Origin of the sequence: Flaviflexus salsibiostraticola, assembly GCF_003952265.1 — a bacterium.
Taxonomy (GTDB): domain Bacteria; phylum Actinomycetota; class Actinomycetes; order Actinomycetales; family Actinomycetaceae; genus Flaviflexus; species Flaviflexus salsibiostraticola.
Map to the genome: position 1 here is coordinate 2,519,023 of NZ_CP034438.1, position 15,718 is coordinate 2,534,740.

General features: G+C 65.9%; 19 protein-coding genes and 1 tRNA gene. 10 read left to right on the forward strand and 10 right to left on the reverse strand.

Annotation, left to right across the window (positions count from 1 at the left end; genetic code table 11):
- Positions 1-24: 24 nt before the first annotated feature.
- From EJO69_RS11775 to EJO69_RS11795, 5 genes are all read right to left on the reverse strand, one after another.
- A complete protein-coding gene (locus EJO69_RS11775; protein ID WP_126042062.1) occupies positions 25-714 on the reverse strand; it encodes a response regulator transcription factor in 690 nt (229 codons plus the stop codon).
- Positions 699-2,105 (reverse strand): sensor histidine kinase, encoded by a 1,407-nt coding sequence (locus EJO69_RS11780; protein ID WP_126042064.1) that lies wholly within the window; start codon positions 2,103-2,105, stop codon positions 699-701. Before EJO69_RS11780 ends, EJO69_RS11775 begins: the two co-directional genes overlap by 16 nt.
- Before the next feature lie 89 nt (positions 2,106-2,194).
- Entirely contained in the window at positions 2,195-3,154 is a 960-nt protein-coding gene (locus EJO69_RS11785; RefSeq protein ID WP_126042066.1) for a TIGR03885 family FMN-dependent LLM class oxidoreductase, read from the reverse strand.
- Between the two features lie 17 nt (positions 3,155-3,171).
- A complete protein-coding gene (locus tag EJO69_RS11790) occupies positions 3,172-4,542 on the reverse strand; it encodes a cytochrome P450 (RefSeq protein ID WP_211331447.1) in 1,371 nt (456 codons plus the stop codon).
- 232 nt (positions 4,543-4,774) lie between these two features.
- Complete coding sequence (locus EJO69_RS11795) at positions 4,775-5,995, reverse strand: pyridoxal phosphate-dependent aminotransferase (RefSeq protein WP_126042068.1); 1,221 nt, start codon at positions 5,993-5,995, stop codon at positions 4,775-4,777.
- Positions 5,996-6,209: 214 nt separating this feature from the next.
- On the opposite strand from EJO69_RS11795, the gene EJO69_RS11800 reads away from it, so the two are divergent.
- The 6 genes from EJO69_RS11800 to EJO69_RS11825 all read left to right on the forward strand — a co-directional run bounded on the left by EJO69_RS11800 (position 6,210) and on the right by EJO69_RS11825 (position 10,092).
- Positions 6,210-6,285: transfer RNA gene (locus EJO69_RS11800), tRNA-Trp, on the forward strand.
- A 52-nt stretch (positions 6,286-6,337) separates the two neighbouring features.
- Positions 6,338-6,589 (forward strand): preprotein translocase subunit SecE, encoded by a 252-nt coding sequence (secE, locus tag EJO69_RS11805; RefSeq protein ID WP_245993668.1) that lies wholly within the window; start codon positions 6,338-6,340, stop codon positions 6,587-6,589.
- Between the two features lie 14 nt (positions 6,590-6,603).
- Positions 6,604-7,431: a transcription termination/antitermination protein NusG gene (nusG, locus tag EJO69_RS11810; protein ID WP_245993671.1), complete on the forward strand. Its 828-nt coding sequence runs from the start codon at positions 6,604-6,606 to the stop codon at positions 7,429-7,431.
- A gap of 63 nt (positions 7,432-7,494) precedes the next feature.
- Positions 7,495-7,923: a 50S ribosomal protein L11 gene (gene rplK, locus EJO69_RS11815; RefSeq protein ID WP_126042070.1), complete on the forward strand. Its 429-nt coding sequence runs from the start codon at positions 7,495-7,497 to the stop codon at positions 7,921-7,923.
- A gap of 91 nt (positions 7,924-8,014) precedes the next feature.
- Positions 8,015-8,722 carry a 50S ribosomal protein L1 gene (gene rplA / locus EJO69_RS11820; protein WP_126042072.1) on the forward strand — a complete coding sequence of 236 codons (708 nt, stop codon included), beginning with the start codon at positions 8,015-8,017 and terminating at the stop codon, positions 8,720-8,722.
- 53 nt (positions 8,723-8,775) lie between these two features.
- A complete protein-coding gene (locus EJO69_RS11825) occupies positions 8,776-10,092 on the forward strand; it encodes a glycosyltransferase family 39 protein (RefSeq protein WP_126042074.1) in 1,317 nt (438 codons plus the stop codon).
- 39 nt (positions 10,093-10,131) lie between these two features.
- Here the strand turns inward: EJO69_RS11825 and EJO69_RS11830 are convergent, their stop codons facing one another.
- From EJO69_RS11830 to EJO69_RS11850, 5 genes are read right to left on the reverse strand one after another with little or no spacing between them, the layout of a single operon-like run.
- Positions 10,132-10,881, reverse strand: a complete 750-nt coding sequence (locus EJO69_RS11830; RefSeq protein WP_126042075.1) for an ABC transporter permease — start codon at positions 10,879-10,881, stop codon at positions 10,132-10,134.
- Positions 10,881-11,792: an ABC transporter ATP-binding protein gene (locus tag EJO69_RS11835; protein ID WP_164519963.1), complete on the reverse strand. Its 912-nt coding sequence runs from the start codon at positions 11,790-11,792 to the stop codon at positions 10,881-10,883. Before EJO69_RS11835 ends, EJO69_RS11830 begins: the two co-directional genes overlap by 1 nt.
- On the reverse strand, positions 11,785-12,078 hold the full coding sequence (locus EJO69_RS11840) for a hypothetical protein (RefSeq protein WP_126042079.1): 294 nt from the start codon (positions 12,076-12,078) through the stop codon (positions 11,785-11,787). The genes EJO69_RS11835 and EJO69_RS11840 overlap by 8 nt, the downstream gene beginning before the upstream one ends.
- The gene (locus EJO69_RS11845) at positions 12,071-12,838 is read right to left on the reverse strand and encodes a DUF5808 domain-containing protein (protein WP_126042081.1); all 768 of its coding nucleotides are present in this window, start codon (positions 12,836-12,838) and stop codon (positions 12,071-12,073) included. The genes EJO69_RS11840 and EJO69_RS11845 overlap by 8 nt, the downstream gene beginning before the upstream one ends.
- Positions 12,835-13,164, reverse strand: a complete 330-nt coding sequence (locus EJO69_RS11850) for a PadR family transcriptional regulator (protein ID WP_126042083.1) — start codon at positions 13,162-13,164, stop codon at positions 12,835-12,837. The genes EJO69_RS11845 and EJO69_RS11850 overlap by 4 nt, the downstream gene beginning before the upstream one ends.
- Before the next feature lie 389 nt (positions 13,165-13,553).
- Between EJO69_RS11850 and rplJ the strand changes: the two genes are divergently transcribed.
- The 4 genes from rplJ to EJO69_RS11865 all read left to right on the forward strand — a co-directional run bounded on the left by rplJ (position 13,554) and on the right by EJO69_RS11865 (position 15,654).
- A complete protein-coding gene (gene rplJ, locus EJO69_RS11855) occupies positions 13,554-14,075 on the forward strand; it encodes a 50S ribosomal protein L10 (protein WP_126042085.1) in 522 nt (173 codons plus the stop codon).
- A 51-nt stretch (positions 14,076-14,126) separates the two neighbouring features.
- On the forward strand, positions 14,127-14,516 hold the full coding sequence (gene rplL / locus EJO69_RS11860; RefSeq protein ID WP_126042087.1) for a 50S ribosomal protein L7/L12: 390 nt from the start codon (positions 14,127-14,129) through the stop codon (positions 14,514-14,516).
- Positions 14,517-14,984: 468 nt separating this feature from the next.
- A complete protein-coding gene (locus tag EJO69_RS12400; protein ID WP_164519964.1) occupies positions 14,985-15,158 on the forward strand; it encodes a hypothetical protein in 174 nt (57 codons plus the stop codon).
- Between the two features lie 70 nt (positions 15,159-15,228).
- On the forward strand, positions 15,229-15,654 hold the full coding sequence (locus tag EJO69_RS11865) for a hypothetical protein (RefSeq protein WP_126042089.1): 426 nt from the start codon (positions 15,229-15,231) through the stop codon (positions 15,652-15,654).
- Positions 15,655-15,718 lie beyond the last annotated feature (64 nt).

Consider the following 15,718-nt stretch of genomic DNA (forward strand, 5'->3'; position numbering starts at 1 on the left):
ACTATAGCCAGACACCCGCTCTGGCTAGGCTTTTCGTCCGTCGCCGCGCGGCTCGCCGAAGCGATAGCCGAGATTGCGCAGAGTCGTGATCCAGCCGGGCCCGATCTTGCGCCGGAGGTAGCGGACATAGACGTCGACGACGTTCGAATTGGGGTCGAAATCATATCCCCAGACGCGGTCGAGCAGCTGCTCGCGGGAGAGCACCTGGTCCGCGTGGGTCATGAAGGCCTCGAGGAGCGAGAACTCCCGCGCCGACAGATCGATCTGCCTGCCTGCGAGGGTCACCTGGTGCTTGGGGAGGTCCATGATGAGGTCGCCGACCTGGAGGTGGGTGGTGACGGCTCCGGCGGGCGCCTCGGGGCGCAGGCGCAGCCGTACCCGTGCGAGGAGCTCCTCGAAGCGGAACGGCTTCGGCATGTAATCATCCGCCCCCGATTCGAGACCCTGGACCGTGTCGCCGACCGAGGAGCGGGCGGTGAGGATGATGACGGGAGTCGCCACGCCCTGGCCCCGCATCCGCTCCAGCACACCGAAGCCGTCGATATCGGGCAGGCCGATATCGAGGATGATGAGGTCATAGCCGCCCGTCAGCGCATGGGAGAGACCCTCCTCGCCCGTGGTGGCGATCGTGGGCACATGCCCGGCGGCCCGCAGGCCCTTGGCGACGAAGGAGGAGATGCCCGCCTCGTCCTCGATGATCAGTATGTTGGCCACTCGTCCTCCTCGTGGGGAATGATGATCGTGAACGTGGATCCGCGACCCGGCGCGGAGTCGACCTCGACGCGTCCGCCGTGCGCGGCGGCGATGGCGGTGACGATCGGAAGACCCAACCCGGAGCCCTCGACGGTGCTGTCGGCCCGGCCGAAGCGCTCGAAGATCTCCTCCTGCCGATCCTCCGGGATCCCCGGGCCCTCGTCGGTCACCCAGAGGCGCACGTCTCGGTCGACGGAGACCCCGAGGCGGATGAGCGAGCCGGCGGGCGAGAACTTCGCGGCGTTCGCCGCGAGCTGCAGCATCGCCTGCGTCATCCGCTGCTCGTCCATGTCGATGATCGCCTCGACGCGGGACTCGATCTGCCAGTCGTGATCGTCGATACCCCGCAGGAGCTCGAGGAGCCGGTCGATGAAGGGACCGGCGTCAACAGGATGGCGGGAGACGAAGTCGGGACGCTCGGCCTTGGCGAGGAGGACGAGATCATCGGCGAGCCTGTGCATCCGATCCAGCTCGTCGATGGCGAGCTCCCGCACGGCCGCAACATCATCCGGGTTGGTGACGTCCATGAGCTCGAGGTGGCCGCGGACGATCGTGATCGGGGTGCGGAGCTCGTGACCCGCGTCATCCAGCAGCGTGAGCTGGGAGGAGAAGGCGCCCTGAATCGTGTCGAGCATCGAGTTGAACGTATGCGCCATGTCGGCGAGATCATCCTTCGTGTCGATCTCGATGCGTGCGTCGAGGTCCGTCTCGCTGATCTGGGAGGCGGTCTGGCGCAGCCTCCTGATCGGCTTGAGCAGCTCGCCGGCGATGAGCCACGAGAAGACGACAAGGGCCGCGAGGCACACGGCCGAGGCGATGAGGTAGATCCGCATCGTATCCGCCAGTTCGGCGAGCTCCTCGTCGACGTCATAGGCGACGGCGTAGGCCCCGGAGCCGAGGTCCCCGAGGACGACGGGCATGAGCGCATATCGGTAGGTGGCCGAGGAGGTCTCGATCGTGTCGACCTCTCCCGTGTCGCCCGCGGCGATGATCTCGAGGCGTTCGCCGAGAGCGGTCATGAGCTCCTGGTCCGCCACCATGTCGAGCCCGCCCGGCTGGGTCCACGCGGGCCGTGTGCCCACGTAGCCGACCATGCCCTCAGAATCCTCGGGCACTCGATGGCTCAGTACGTCCTCGAGCAGATCGCCGAGGGTCGTGAACGTGCCCGATCGGTAGGATTCGACGGATTCCGCCGCAAACTCCTCCATGGCGATCGCCAGGCGACCGTCGATCCGGTCCTGAATATGGTTCCGCTGAACGGAGTAGAGCGCGATGCCGATAACGGTGAGGGTGAGCGCGGTGAGGAGAAGCACGGCGGCGACGATGCGCGTGCGGACTGACCATCGTGGCATGGGACCCTCCTCTTTCCTGCATTATGCAGGAGGAAGATGAAGCGCAGATGAGAAATCCGGCCGACGCAGTCGGCACCGCGGCTCGCAGCTCAGCGCCTCATCTCGGGAACCGCCGCCCCGAAGTCGGCGATGAACCTCTCCTGGTCGGGATGGACGCTGTGGAGGAAGATCCCGTCGAAGCCCAGCTCGGCATACTCCCGGATCCGAGCCACGTGGTCCTCGAGGCGGGGGGAGACATGGACGGGGCCGAGCATGTCCTGCGGCGCCACGAACTCGGCGGCCGCGTCGAAGTCCTCGGGCATGCGAAGGTCGGCGAGGACCCCGCTGGAGAAGATATTCGTCTTCCACGCGGTGTGGGCGGCGGCGAGCGCCTCCTCCTGTGTCGGCGCGTAGGAGAGCTGGACCTGGAGGTGGATCGGCTTCCCCTGACCACCGCCGGCCCGGAATGCATCAATGACGCCGCGCAGCTCGTCAATCGGGTGGGAGACGGTGATGAGGGCATCCGCCCATCCGCCCATCCACCCCGCCGTCTCGGGGGTGAGAGCAGCGCCGACGATGAGCGGAGGGGTCTGTGGGCGCGTGTAGAGCCGAGCCTGGTCGACGGTGATGGCGCCGCGATGGCTGACCGTCTCGCCACGCCACAGGGCCCGCATGACCTCGGCGGATTCCAGAAGGCGCTGGTTGCGCTCCGCCTTTGATGGCCAGCGTGCTCCCGTGATGTGCTCGTTGAGGAGCTCACCGGAGCCGAGGGCGACCCAGAAGCGGCCGGGGTACATCTCGCCGAGTGTCGCCGCCGCCTGGGCGATGATGGCGGGATGGTAGCGCTGCCCCGGCGCGCAGACCGTCCCCATCGGCAGCGACGTTGCCTGCAGGGCGGCGCCGAGCCACGACCAGGCGAAGCCCGACTGCCCCTGGGCATCGCTCCACGGGTGGAAGTGATCCGAGCACATCGCCGCATCGAACCCCGCGGCCTCTGCCTGTTGGACGAGGTCGATGAGGCGACTCGGCGCGAACTGTTCGTGGGAGGCGTGATAGCCGATCTGGGGCACGGGCGGTCCTTCGTGTCTCAATGGTCGGTCAGGGCGAAGCGGAGTGAGAACGGATCGAGGGTCCCGGGCAGGGGCTCCGAGGGGTCGAGCCGATCGTCGAGGAGGGTGGGGCGCCGCTCTGAGAAAATGCGGCTGATGACCGTGCTGGTCACGTGGAGGACAAGATTGCGCGCCGGGCACACCGCCGGCCCCGCGCTGAAGGGGACGAGAGGCCATTCCATCGCCGCCCGCTCGTCCTCCCACATCTCAGGCTCGAAACGATGCGCCGCGTCGAGATTCTCGTCGTCTCGATGAAAGAGCGGGGCGTAGATGAGGAGCGCGGTATCCTCCGGCACTGGGCCGCCCTCGAATCGCACGCGCCTCGTTGTCTCACGGAGGATGGCGGGCGTCGTCGGCCACAGCCGCAGGGACTCGAGCACGCACGCCCGCATGACGTGCAGGGGGTGCGGCTGTCTCAGGTCGAGGCCCTCGAGTGAGCGCAGGGCGTCACCTGCCTGGCGCTCGTGCGAGCCGAGCAGGGCGAGTGCTCGCCAGCTCGCCCACGACGCGGCATCGAACGCGAAGAGCCACTGCGGCACCTGATGCTCCGGGAAGGTCGTAGGGGTCTGTGGAGCCCGCGCCGCATACTCGGCGAGGGAACCGGGCTCTGGGTTCGACAGGTGGTGATCGATCCCTGCCAACATCCGCTCCCGCACCCGTCGGCGGGTGGGGTGAAGGAACGCCCAGTTCGCCGCCGAGCGAAGAGCCAGCATGTCGTCCGTCAGCTGCTCATCGTCCGCTGTCTGCTCGCCGAAGACGATCCGCCGCACCATCCTCATCCAGTGCCGCGAGTAGTCGGGCCACGTGAGGACGTCGCGGTCCGCCAGCAGACGGTCGACTTCGTCGTTGATCGCCCCGATCATCGCATCCGCCCCGCGGTGGATCGCATGGTCGGTGTCGAGCGCGGACTCGTTGAAGCGACGGCGCTCCGGCCGGTCCTCCGTCGAGGAGATGAGGACGCCGGCGGGCTCGAAATGGGCGAGCGCGGCCCTCTTCTCGCGTGTCGCGGTGTGGAACGGTTCGGGTGTCTCGTCGAGGATGCGCTGAACGTGGTCGGGCGAGAGGACGAGCACCATCCGCCTTCCCGGCATGCGCAGTCGCAGTGGCCCCGCACCATACTTCTGCCGCAGTTCTTGGAGGAGAGCGACTGCATGCCGATCAGCATCCACTCTCTCCATCAGCCGCGTCTGCGACGGACGCCGAACGATGACGCCGCGCTGGAGGAGCGGGATCCCCACCCTTCCTATGACGCGAGCCGTGTCGAGGACGGACGCCCGGGGCAGCGCGCGGACCGGGCTGGTCTGTTTCTGCTCGCGCACCATCGTCGCCTCCTCTGTGACCCTGCGCACACCACCCTAGAGACGTGGCGCGGCGAGCTTCAACTCCTGACCGCCCGCATGGAGAGGCTTCCCAGGGACGGTTCTCTGCAGATCCTGCACACCCAGCACATTCTGTGGGCTCTGCGGGCTCTGCGGGCTCTACGATCCGGGCGCCGGCAGATCGACCGCGTGCAGCTGACACGTGGGCAGACGTGAAGGAGGCGGGCAGCTCTCGCCGCCCGCCTCCAGCAGTGAACCCGAACTAGCCGTTCAGGAGCTTCTGGATCCTGCCGACACCCTCGACGATGTCCTCATCGGACATCGCGTAGGACAGGCGCAGGTAGCCGGAGGGGCCGAAGGCCTCACCGGGGACGACGGCGACCTCGGCCTCTTCGAGAATGATTGTCGCCAGCTCGGCGGACGTCGAGGCGACCCGGCCGTTGATCTCGCGGCCTAGGACGTTCTCCACCGAGGGGTAGACATAGAACGCGCCCTGCGGAGTGGGAACCTCGAAGCCGTCGATCTTGCGCAGCTCGTCGACGATGAGCCTGCGGCGGCGGTCGAACGCCTCCCGGAACTCGGCGACCGACGACTGGTCGCCGGTCAGCGCCTCGAGGGCAGCGGCCTGGCAGACGTTCGCGACGTTCGACGTCAGGTGCGACTGCATGTTGGTCGCCGCCTTGATGATGTCGGCGGGACCGTACATCCAGCCCACGCGCCAACCCGTCATGGCATACGTCTTGGCGACCCCGTTGAGGACGAGCGTCTGGTCGGCGAGGGCCGGGACCTCGGCGAGAATGTAGGCGTTCGGGACGCCATCGTAGGTGAGGTGCTCGTAGATCTCGTCGGTGATGATCCAGATCCCGTGCTCGAGGGCCCATTCGCCGATCGCCCGGGTCTGCTCCTTCGAGTAGACGGCTCCGGTCGGGTTGGACGGGGAGCAGAAGAGAAGAACCTTCGTGCGCTCCGTGCGCGCCGCCTCGAGCTGGTCGACGGTCACCTTGTATTCCTGGTCGGCACCGGCGAAAACCTCGACCGGAACGCCGCCCGAGAGCCGGATCGCCTCGGGGTAGGTCGTCCAGTACGGAGCGGGCAGGAGGACCTCGTCGCCGTCGTCGAGGAGGGCTGCGAAGGCCTGGTAGACGGCCTGCTTGCCGCCGTTGGTGACGAGGATATTGTTGGGGTCGACCTCGACGCCGGAATCCTGCTTCGTCTTCTCCGCGATCGCGGCGCGCAGCGCCGGCTGACCCTTGGCGGGGGAGTAGCGGTGGTTCTTCGGGTCGCGGGCGGCTGCGATGGCGGCCTCGACGATATGGTCGGGCGTGGGGAAGTCCGGCTCGCCGGCGCCGAAGCCGATGACGGGTCGGCCCTCCGCCTTGAGGGCCTTGGCCTTCGCGTCCACGGCGAGGGTTGCTGATTCCTGAAGTGCTCCCAGCCGCTTGGAGACGCGGCGTGCGGGTGTTGTAGTGCTCACGATGTTCATCTTTCCACGATGTTGCGGTCGGTCGGGCCGTGTTTCCTATTGTGGTCATCTGAAACGGTGGGGCGAGCGCTACGGCCAGGCGTGACTCCCGCCACGGTGGCACCCACCGGTTCGACTTACGCGATGATCGGTATTAATGTTAGTCGAGGCGTGAGAACGTTCACTGGCTATATGGTCCTCATATGGGCATAATAGACAAGGCTTTCTCAGTCGTAGGGCAGTGGCGCAATTGGTAGCGCATCGGTCTCCAAAACCGACGGTTGTGGGTTCGAGTCCCGCCTGCCCTGCCAGAGAAGGCGGTTCTTCGGAACCGCTTTCTTCATCTATCAGGAAGGACAGCGCGTGAGCGACGCACCAACCACAGCCGGAGACGGCTCGCGCACGCCCAAGGCCAAGAGCAACATGAGCCTGTGGGCGCGAATCAAGCTGTTCTTCCGCCAGATCATCGGCGAGCTCAGGAAAGTCGTTCGTCCCACCCGCAAGGAGCTGTGGAACCTGTTCGTCACGGTCCTCGTGTTCGTTGCGATCATCATGGCAATCGTCGCTCTGCTGGACATCATGTTCGGTGAGCTGGCCTTCTTGATCTTCGGCTAGGAAAGTAGGAAATCGTGTCGCAGGACGAGCCCACAGAGATGAACGAGGGTGCCGAGACCGAGCTGACGCCGGCCGAGCAGGAGACCCCGATCGTCGAGGACGCAGCGGCCGACCAGGACGCTCCGACCGACGAGACAGCGGCGGATGCCGACACTGCATCTGACGATGCAGTGGTCGACGAGGACGCCGCAGCCGATGAAGCGGTGGAGACGCCCGCCGAGGATCCGACCTCCCCCGCCGCCATCAAGAGGCGCCTCAAGGGCCTCCCCGGCCGCTGGTACGTGCTCCACACGTATGCCGGCTACGAGAAGCGCGTCAAGCAGAACCTCGAGATCCGCATGAAGTCGATGAACATGGAGGACTACATCTTCCAGGTGGAAGTTCCTATGGAAGAGGTCTTCGAGGTCAAGCGCGGCGAGCGAAAGCTCGTCAACCGCGTCCGCATGCCCGGCTACGCGCTGGTCCGCATGGAGATGGAGGACGAGGCCTGGCGAACGGTCCAGGAGACGCAGGGCGTCACCGGCTTCGTCGGCAATGGCCGCGACCCGGTTCCGCTCACGGAGCCCGACGTCATCAAGATGCTGACGCCTGTTGTTGAGCTCGAGGTCGCCAAGGAGCTCCGCGCACAGGGCAAGTCCCGTCCCGGATCCGAGCCGGCCGTCGTCACGGCCGAGTTTGAGGTCGGCGAGAACGTCATCCTCACCCTCGAGCCGTGGGTCGGCATGCCGGCCACCATCGACGCCGTCGATGCGGCGAACCAGCGCCTCACGGTGCTCATGACTCTTGTCGGCCAGGAGACCCCGGTCGACCTTTCCTTCAGCCAGGTCAAGAAGGCCGACTAGAAGGACACCAGGGCGGCATCCTCTGCCATTGGATGTCGCCAACTTCAAGAAATAAGGATCATCATGCCTCCCAAGAAGAAGGTTGCTGGCCTGATCAAGCTCCAGATTCAGGCTGGCGCTGCGACCCCGGCCCCGCCCATCGGCCCGGCCCTCGGTCAGCACGGCGTCAACATCATGGAGTTCTGCAAGGCCTACAACGCCGCGACAGAATCCCAGCGCGGGAATGTCATCCCCGTTGAGATCACCGTGTACGAGGATCGCTCGTTCACGTTCATCACGAAGACCCCGCCCGCAGCCGAGCTCATCAAGAAGGCCGCCGGTGTGTCGAAGGCTTCGGCCACCCCGCACACCGTCAAGGTCGGCAAGCTCACCCAGGATCAGGTCCGCGAGATCGCCCAGACCAAGATGCCTGACCTCAATGCCAACGACATCGAGGCCGCCGCGGCCATCATCGCCGGCACCGCCCGTTCGATGGGCATCACCGTCGAGTAACCTCGGCACCTCACCGTAAACGCCGCCCCGGCGGCATGTGGAAGGGCCTGCGCAGGTCCGTCAACCACAACTGCTAAGGAGAAAAGCAGAAATGGCAAAGCGCTCAAAGAACTACAGGAAGTCGGCGGAGAAGATCCACGCCGGCGAGATCTACTCCCCCCGCAAGGCGATGGAGCTGGCGAAGGAGACGTCGACCGTCAAGTTCGACGCCACCGTCGAGGTCATGTTCCGTCTCGGCGTCGACCCTCGCAAGGCCGACCAGATGGTCCGCGGCACGGTCAACCTGCCCCACGGCACCGGCAAGACTGCCCGCGTCATCGTCTTCGCGACGGGTGACCGCGCTCAGCAGGCGATCGACGCCGGCGCTGACGAGGTCGGCGGCGACGAGCTCATCGAGAAGGTCGCCGGCGGCTGGACCGACTTCGATGCGGCTGTCGCGACCCCGGACCTCATGGGCAAGGTCGGCCGTCTCGGCCGCGTCCTCGGCCCCCGTGGCCTCATGCCCAACCCGAAGACCGGCACGGTGACGATGGACGTCGCGAAGGCAGTGTCCGACATCAAGGGTGGCCGCATCGAGTTCCGTGTCGACAAGCACGGCAACCTCGGCTTCATCGTCGGCAAGACCTCGTTCTCGGTCGAGCAGCTCGTCGAGAACTACGCCGCGGCGCAGGAGGAGATCCTCCGCCTCAAGCCGTCCTCCTCGAAGGGCCGCTATATCTCGAAGGCCACGGTCTCGACCACGATGGGCCCGGGCATCCCGCTCGACGCCTCGAAGACTCGCGACCTGCTCGAGGACTGACCCTGTACAGCCCAACGGCCTCCGCCCCCGACCATCCGGTCGGGGGCGCCCGTTTGGACTGGGCAGTCGCGCTCATCCTCGCGCTCGCCTCGCTCGTCTGGTCGGCCATCGCCATCTCCTCCTCGCCCGGACTGAGCCGCTACGACGAGTGGACGTATATCGACTACGCGCAGCGCATCTCCCAGGGGGAGATCCCCGTCCAGGGCGATGAGCTGACGGAGTATGCCAGGCAGGCGTGGAGCTGCCGTGGCATGGAGGGGGACATTCGCGGCGTCACGCCGCCACCATGCGAGGAGGTCGGCGAACGGCCCGCGGGGGAGTGGCCCTTCGAGGGCGAGAACTACAACGCCTTCCATCCGCCCCTCTACTTCGCCTTCGCCGGACTCATCGGCCAGGCCTTCGACGGCGCGGGCGCCGACTTCACGGACGGGGCACGCACCGCCTCCGCCATCCTCGCCGCCGCGGGCGCCGCAGCCGTCTACCTCGCTGTGCGCCAGTGGGGAGTGGGGCGGAGGAATTCGGCCGGGGCCACGTTCGTGGCGACGAGCGCTCCAGCGCTCGCCCAATCGGCCGCGATCGTCCACAATGATGCCGCGAGCATGCTGGCGGGCGCTGCCGCCGTGTGGATCGGGGCGAGGATCTTCAGGCACGGCAATCACGGCTGGCTGCTGCCCCTCATCATCACGGCCCTCATCTCGTCGACGAGGACGATGTCGGTCGTCACGCTCCTTGCAGTCGGAGCCCTCTCTTTTGTCGTTGCCCTGCGCGGGGACGATCGCTGGAGGCGTGTAAAGCCCTCCCTCGCCATCGCCGCAGGCACCATGGTGCCGTACGTGCTGTGGACGGCGTTTCAGAACTCCCGGCGGCCGGACGACTATGTCCCCGCGATCACCGGGCTGTCGACGGAGCCGTTCGATGCGGGATCACTGCCGACCGTGGTCAACTCGATCGTCGGGGGCGGCGCGCCCTGGGGGCTGACCTCGCCGGCGGGCGACTGGTATCTCCACCCCGATCTCGACTCGGGCCTGCTGACAGGGTGGAGCTGGGTCCTCTACGCCGTGTTCCTCGTTCTGTTGCCTGTCGCCCTCTATGTCGCCATCAAGGGCAGGGCCGACATCCGACACCTCGCCATCCTTGTTCTCCTCCTGCCCGCCTTCACCGCCCTCATCGTCCAGGCGCGCGAGATTCTTTCGAATGACGCTCACTTCCGGGCGATCTCCGGCAGGTACTCCATCACCGCAGTGCCGATGTACGCGGCCTTCCTTGGCGTCCTGTCCGAGCGCCACGCCGGTGAATTGCTCCGGAATTGGCTGCTGCTCGGATTCGGCACTGCAGGGTTCACTGCACTTCTGCTGTCCCCCTTCGTCTAGTGTGCCTGCCGCGCACTCACGCGACAGGCACGCGAGACGTCAGCTGTGGGGGCTGCTCGCGAGCGGGAGCCGCTCGAAGGCGCGGACAGCCGCCAGGCCTATGAGAGCGATGAGAGGCGTCGCGGTCAGACCCGCCCAGACCCAGGTCTCGCCGCCCTCGAGCGAGAAGAGACCGGCTGGCGAGTAGTCCCGAACCCCGGGGACTGCGGAGAGCAGTGCGAGGGTGAAATAGACGCCGAGCCCAACGCCCGCGGCCCCAGCCATCGATCCCCGCAGCGCCGCACCCAGGGCGGCAGCGGCGATGAGAACCGCCATGAGGACGAGCCAGCGCAGTGCCATGGCGATCGGCTGGACAGTCTGTCCCTCTCCGAACAGGATCATTGTCATGACGGTGTTCCCGAGGACGCCGATCATGACCGCCGCCCCGGTGACGATCGCGTTCGCGACCGCCGGGGCGAGAAGCAGGGCGCTTCTCGGCACCGGGCGGGCGAGGAGCAGAGCGGCGCTGCCGCTCGACAGCGGCTGGGCGATCGAGTGGGCTGCCACCATGACGGTGAGCAGGGGGATGACCTGGGAGAGGTCGCTCGCCCACTGGGCGTTGGCATCCACCCACGTCGGATCGCCTCCGAGGATCTCGAGGCCGCCGCCCGCGAGAGAGATGATCTGGGGCATGAGCTTCGTCGTGACGGGGCCGATGAGGGCGAGGAAGAGGACGACACCTGCGATGACCGGGGCGCGCCAGGTGCGGAGCATGCCGCGCAGTTCGTGGCGGATGAGAATCCAGAGCATTATCGAGCGCCCCCTGTCAGGTCGAGGAAGATGTCGGCGAGGCCGCGGGGGTTGAGCGAGTGGAGGGCTGCCCCGGTTGCCGCGATGATCCCCGGGAGCTCACGCTGGGCGGTCTCGAGGTCGGTCACTCTCATGGTGAGAGTCTCGCGGGGTCCATTCCCCGCGCGGTCGATGCTGCGAATCCAGGCGGCGGCTCGCAGGTCGTCGACGAGCCGGTCGACGGGACCCGAGACGTCGAGCGAGAGCCCCTGGCCCTCTCGGATGAGGTCATCCATCGATGACTGGCGGACGAGGCGGCCCTCGTTGATGATGATCGCGGAATCGCAGACCCGCTCAGCCTCGTCCAGCGAATGGGTCGAGTAGAGCACGGTTGCTCGGCCGCGCAGAGAGCGGACAAGGTCATGGAAGAGCCGCTGCCCCGCCGGATCGAGGGCCGAGGTCGGCTCGTCGAGGATGAGGAGTCGGGGCGAGCCGACAAGGGCCTGCGCGAGTCCGAGTCGCTGCTTCATGCCCCGGGAGAACATGCGGACCGGCCGCCTATTGCCCTCGAGTCCCACGGCCCGGAGGAGAGGGCCAACGACGGATGTGCTGTCGATCCGTGAGAGCCGCAGCGCGAGCTCGAGCACCTCATCGGCCCTCATCCACCCGGGGAACGACGGCACGTCGGGCAGGTAGCCGATGTGGCGGCGGGCGGCGATGCTGCCCGCCGGGTCACCATAGATATCGGCAGTCCCCGCATCAGCCCCGATGAGGCCGAGGAGGATGCTGATGAGGGTGGTCTTGCCCGCCCCGTTGGGACCGACCAGGGCGCAGGCCACCCCATCATCCAGTGCCACGGTCAGATCGTCGAGCGCCCTCTTCTCGCCGTAGAGCTTCGTCAGCCCGGCCACGGCCAGCGCGCGCTCAACCATAGAGGGTGTCGATGATGCCGTCATCGCCGGACGTTGAGGTCTGCGGCCGGGGTGAGCCCTCTGCCATCCTCCGCTCTCGTCGGCGGAGGATGAAGAAGGTGAGCGGGCCGACGAACTGGACGAGGCAGAGCAGGAACCACACGACGCGGGGGAGTCCGCCCGGCAGGGGCTCAGCCTCCGTGCGAGAGACGGCGATGAGGCCCGCGATCATGAGGCTGAGCGACACCGTGGCGAGGATGCCGAGCGCAATGAGGGCGGGGGCGGGCAGTTCAGAGAGCTCAGCCACGTAGGCCCGCCTCCTTCCAGGCAGCCCTCAAACCCGCGCGAACGGGAATGAGGCCCGCGGCCAGACCCGCCGCCGCGGGGCCGATGAAGAGGGCTGTGACACCCGCGATCGGCTGAGGCCGGTCGCTGAGGCGCGTCGATCGCAGGGCGAGGATGGAGACTCCGGCGCCGAGGAATGCGAGCGACGAGGCGTAGACTCCCCGGGCGAGCTGGTCGCCGCGTTCAGTCGCGCGTGCCGCCCAGAGGGCCGCTCCGGCTGAGAATGCGACGCCCGGCGCAAGCGCGCCGAAGCGCCCCGAGAAGCGGTTGGGGCGGAACGCGAGGTCCCAGCCGCTCGGCAGGCGGCCGTCGGAGCATGCAGCAGCGGCGGCGCTCGCGGCAACTGCCAGCGCCGCACCCGCGAGGGGGAGCGCCTTCGTGACCCGCATGGCCTCGGCGGGAGCCGAGCTGAGGACGTCGGCATCGAGATCGTCCGGTCTCATCCAGCCGAGCCTGACGGCGATGGCGGCGAGATTGACGTCCCACCCCAGGCCGATGACCCGCCGGACAAAGATGCTCGGGTCCGCGGGGTCCCACACGCGCCCGTACGAGACGGGCTGGGCAGAATCGCTGTCGGAGACCATTGCCGCGTACTCGGCGGGATCCCCAAGGTCATCGGGATGAACGCCGCTGTCGAGAAGGTCGCGCAGGTCGGCGAGTGCCTGCGGGCTTCGGCCGCGCAGGTGGCTGCGCACCGCGCCGTAGAAGTCGTCGGATGTCATGCTGATGCCTCCATCAATTCGTCCATTGACGACACGAGGCTTCGCCACGTGTCGCGCTGGTCCGAGAGCTGTGCTGAGCCGGCGTGTGTCAGCCGGTAATACTTTCGGGGAGGCCCGCTGGGAGACTCCTCCCAGAACGTCTCGACGTAGCCGGCCGTGCCGAGCCTGGTGAGGAGCGGATAGACCGTTCCCGGACCTGCCTCGAGACCGTCGCGGCGCGCCAGATCATCAACCACCTCGCCGCCGTATTTCTCTCCGCGTCCGAGCAGTGCGAGGATCGCAAGCTCGAGGACGCCTCGTCGGAGCTGAGAAACCTTCTTGGCCATCAGTCCCCTCCTTCACCTAGTACCTCGTTACGCATAGTAGTAGGTGAGGCATATCCTGTCCAGAGGTCGAATGCATTCAGTTCGAGAGGGGCGCGAACCCGAGCGGGTGAGGAGGTCGGCGATGGGGCGTCGCATTGCGCCTGGTAGCCTCCGGAGCCCAGATTCCGGTTGGTGAGTTGTCCCGCACATTTCTCACCCACTGCTTGGCAGTACGTCTGCCATCTCGTAGTCTGGGGGATGCCGAAGACCGCCGGTCACCCGTGAGCCAGACGGGGTGAAATTCGATAAGAAGCCAGCGCAGGTGAGTATAGAGCTTTCATGCCCCGTGCCACCTGCACGGGGTTTTTGTTTTATTTCTGGCCAGGCGGCAAAAAGTGGAAGGAGGCCCTATGGCAAGGCCGAATAAGAGCGAAGCAATCGCTGAACTTGTGGACCTGTTCCGCGAGTCGAGCGGCGCTCTTCTGACCGAGTACCGCGGTCTCACCGTTGAGCAGCTGAAGGATCTTCGCCGCGCAATGGGTGACAACGCTGAGTACAAGGTTGCGAAGAACACTCTTGCGAAGATTGCCGCGAAGGAAGCCGGCGTGGAGGGTCTTGACGATGAACTCGTCGGCCCCACCGCTATCGCTTTCGTCAAGGGCGACGTTGCCACCGTGGCAAAGTCGCTCCGCGACTTCGCCAAGGGTAATGACAAGCTGGTCATCAAGTCCGGTGTCCTCGAAGGGGCTATCATCCCCGCCGATGACGTCGCGAAGCTTGCTGATCTCGAGTCGCGCGAAGTTCTGCTCGCCAAGGCGGCGGGTGCCCTCAAGGCATCCCTGTTCAAGGCTGCTTACGTTCTCCAGGCGCCGGTCACCAAGACCGTGCGCACCGTCGATGCCCTGCGCGAGAAGCAGGAAAACGCTGCCTGAGGGCGGCACTAGTAAATTCTGCTCGCGTAGCAGTAAGGAAGGATGCCAACCATGGCTAAGCTCACCCCCGAAGAGCTCATCGAAGCTTTCAAGGAGCTCACCCTCGTCGAGCTCAACGACTTCGTCAAGAAGTTCGAAGAGGAATTCGAAGTCACCGCAGCCGCTCCGGTTGCCGCTGTTGCAGCTGCTGGCGCCCCCGCCGGTGGCGAGGCCGCCGCTGAGGAGGAGAAGTCGGACTTCGACGTCGTCCTCGCCGCGATCGGTGACAAGAAGGTCCAGGTCATCAAGGAGGTCCGCGCCCTCACGTCGCTCGGACTGAAGGAAGCCAAGGACCTCGTCGATTCCGCTCCCAAGGCTGTCCTTGAGGGTGTCGACAAGGAGACCGCCGACAAGGCCAAGGAGGCCCTCGAGGCCGCCGGCGCCACCGTCGAGCTCAAGTGACTCCCCAGCTCTGAAGAGCTGATTGAGGGGATGGACTCCGGGTTTCCCGGGTCCGTCCCCTCTTTGGTTATCTGGCAGGTCAGTCTCAGCCCAGCTGCAGGGCTGGCACTTGTATCGCTGCGTGAATGAATTCTCAAGGAATGCGGCCAGCCACGGACGACAGCGCACCGACGACGGCACGTGTACCAGGCACCTCGTCCGACGAGAGAGTGGTCCAATGACTGCTCCAGAACGAAGCCCTCAAGGCCTTCGGAGATGGGATGGTCATTTTCGAATCAGATGTTGTTTTCGGAGGTTTCAATGGCACAACGTAGTGCTTTCTTCCATCTAGTTCTCTATTGTTGGGTTCAAGCGGTCGAAACTATCCAAGAATTGCTTCTCGTGCATGCGGGGGATTCGACTCAAGGCTCACGTCGTCCGGCAATGAAGCCGATACGCGGGTGGTAGCCAATAGGGGTGGGAGAGAACATGAAGGCTGGAGCTATTGCCGGGGCTGCTGTAGTGATCTTGTCGGTGCTGATCGTTGTCGCGCTTGTCGCGCTGGGCATCGCTCTCTTCCGGTATCTGAGAAGACGAGAGCTCCCTCGCTCCAAGATCGGCAAGCCACGGGAGTTCGACGCGGACGCCTCGGAACGAAATTAGGGTGGCGATCATTGAGCCATCTGTCGGGCCTCGCTGACCGGCACTACCCAATCGACCCAAGGTAGGTTTCATGAGCAGTACCCGCAGGATTCTCGTACTGGGCATCTGCTCGGCGGTCCTGGCAGGATGTGCCGACTCCCCGGAGGTCTTAACTGACCGAGATTGGCCGCTCACGTTTTCGGCGGACGATGTCGGGGAGCGGTTTACGCTCCAGGGCGCTGTGCTGTCCTATGAAGACGGCAGTGACGTCATAGACGTCTGCTATTCCGTGGAGGAGATTGATCTGGAGGCTGACGACCTGCTCACGAAGTGTGGACCTGTGGATCTTTACGTCCCTCTTCCTGCCGGATTCGACTTTGAGGCCGAAGGTTTCGAACGGAAAGAGCCTGAATCGGACATATTGCCGCACGGGTGGGATCGTGTGGCCGATGCGACGATCGAGATCACGAGCTCGGATGGAGAGATACCACTGGCCAGGATCATCGAGCTCAAGTAGTCGTCGAGATACGACTAGACCGAGGGAATGGCTTCAGCCGGCTCCCAGCCAGGCGTCACAGCGG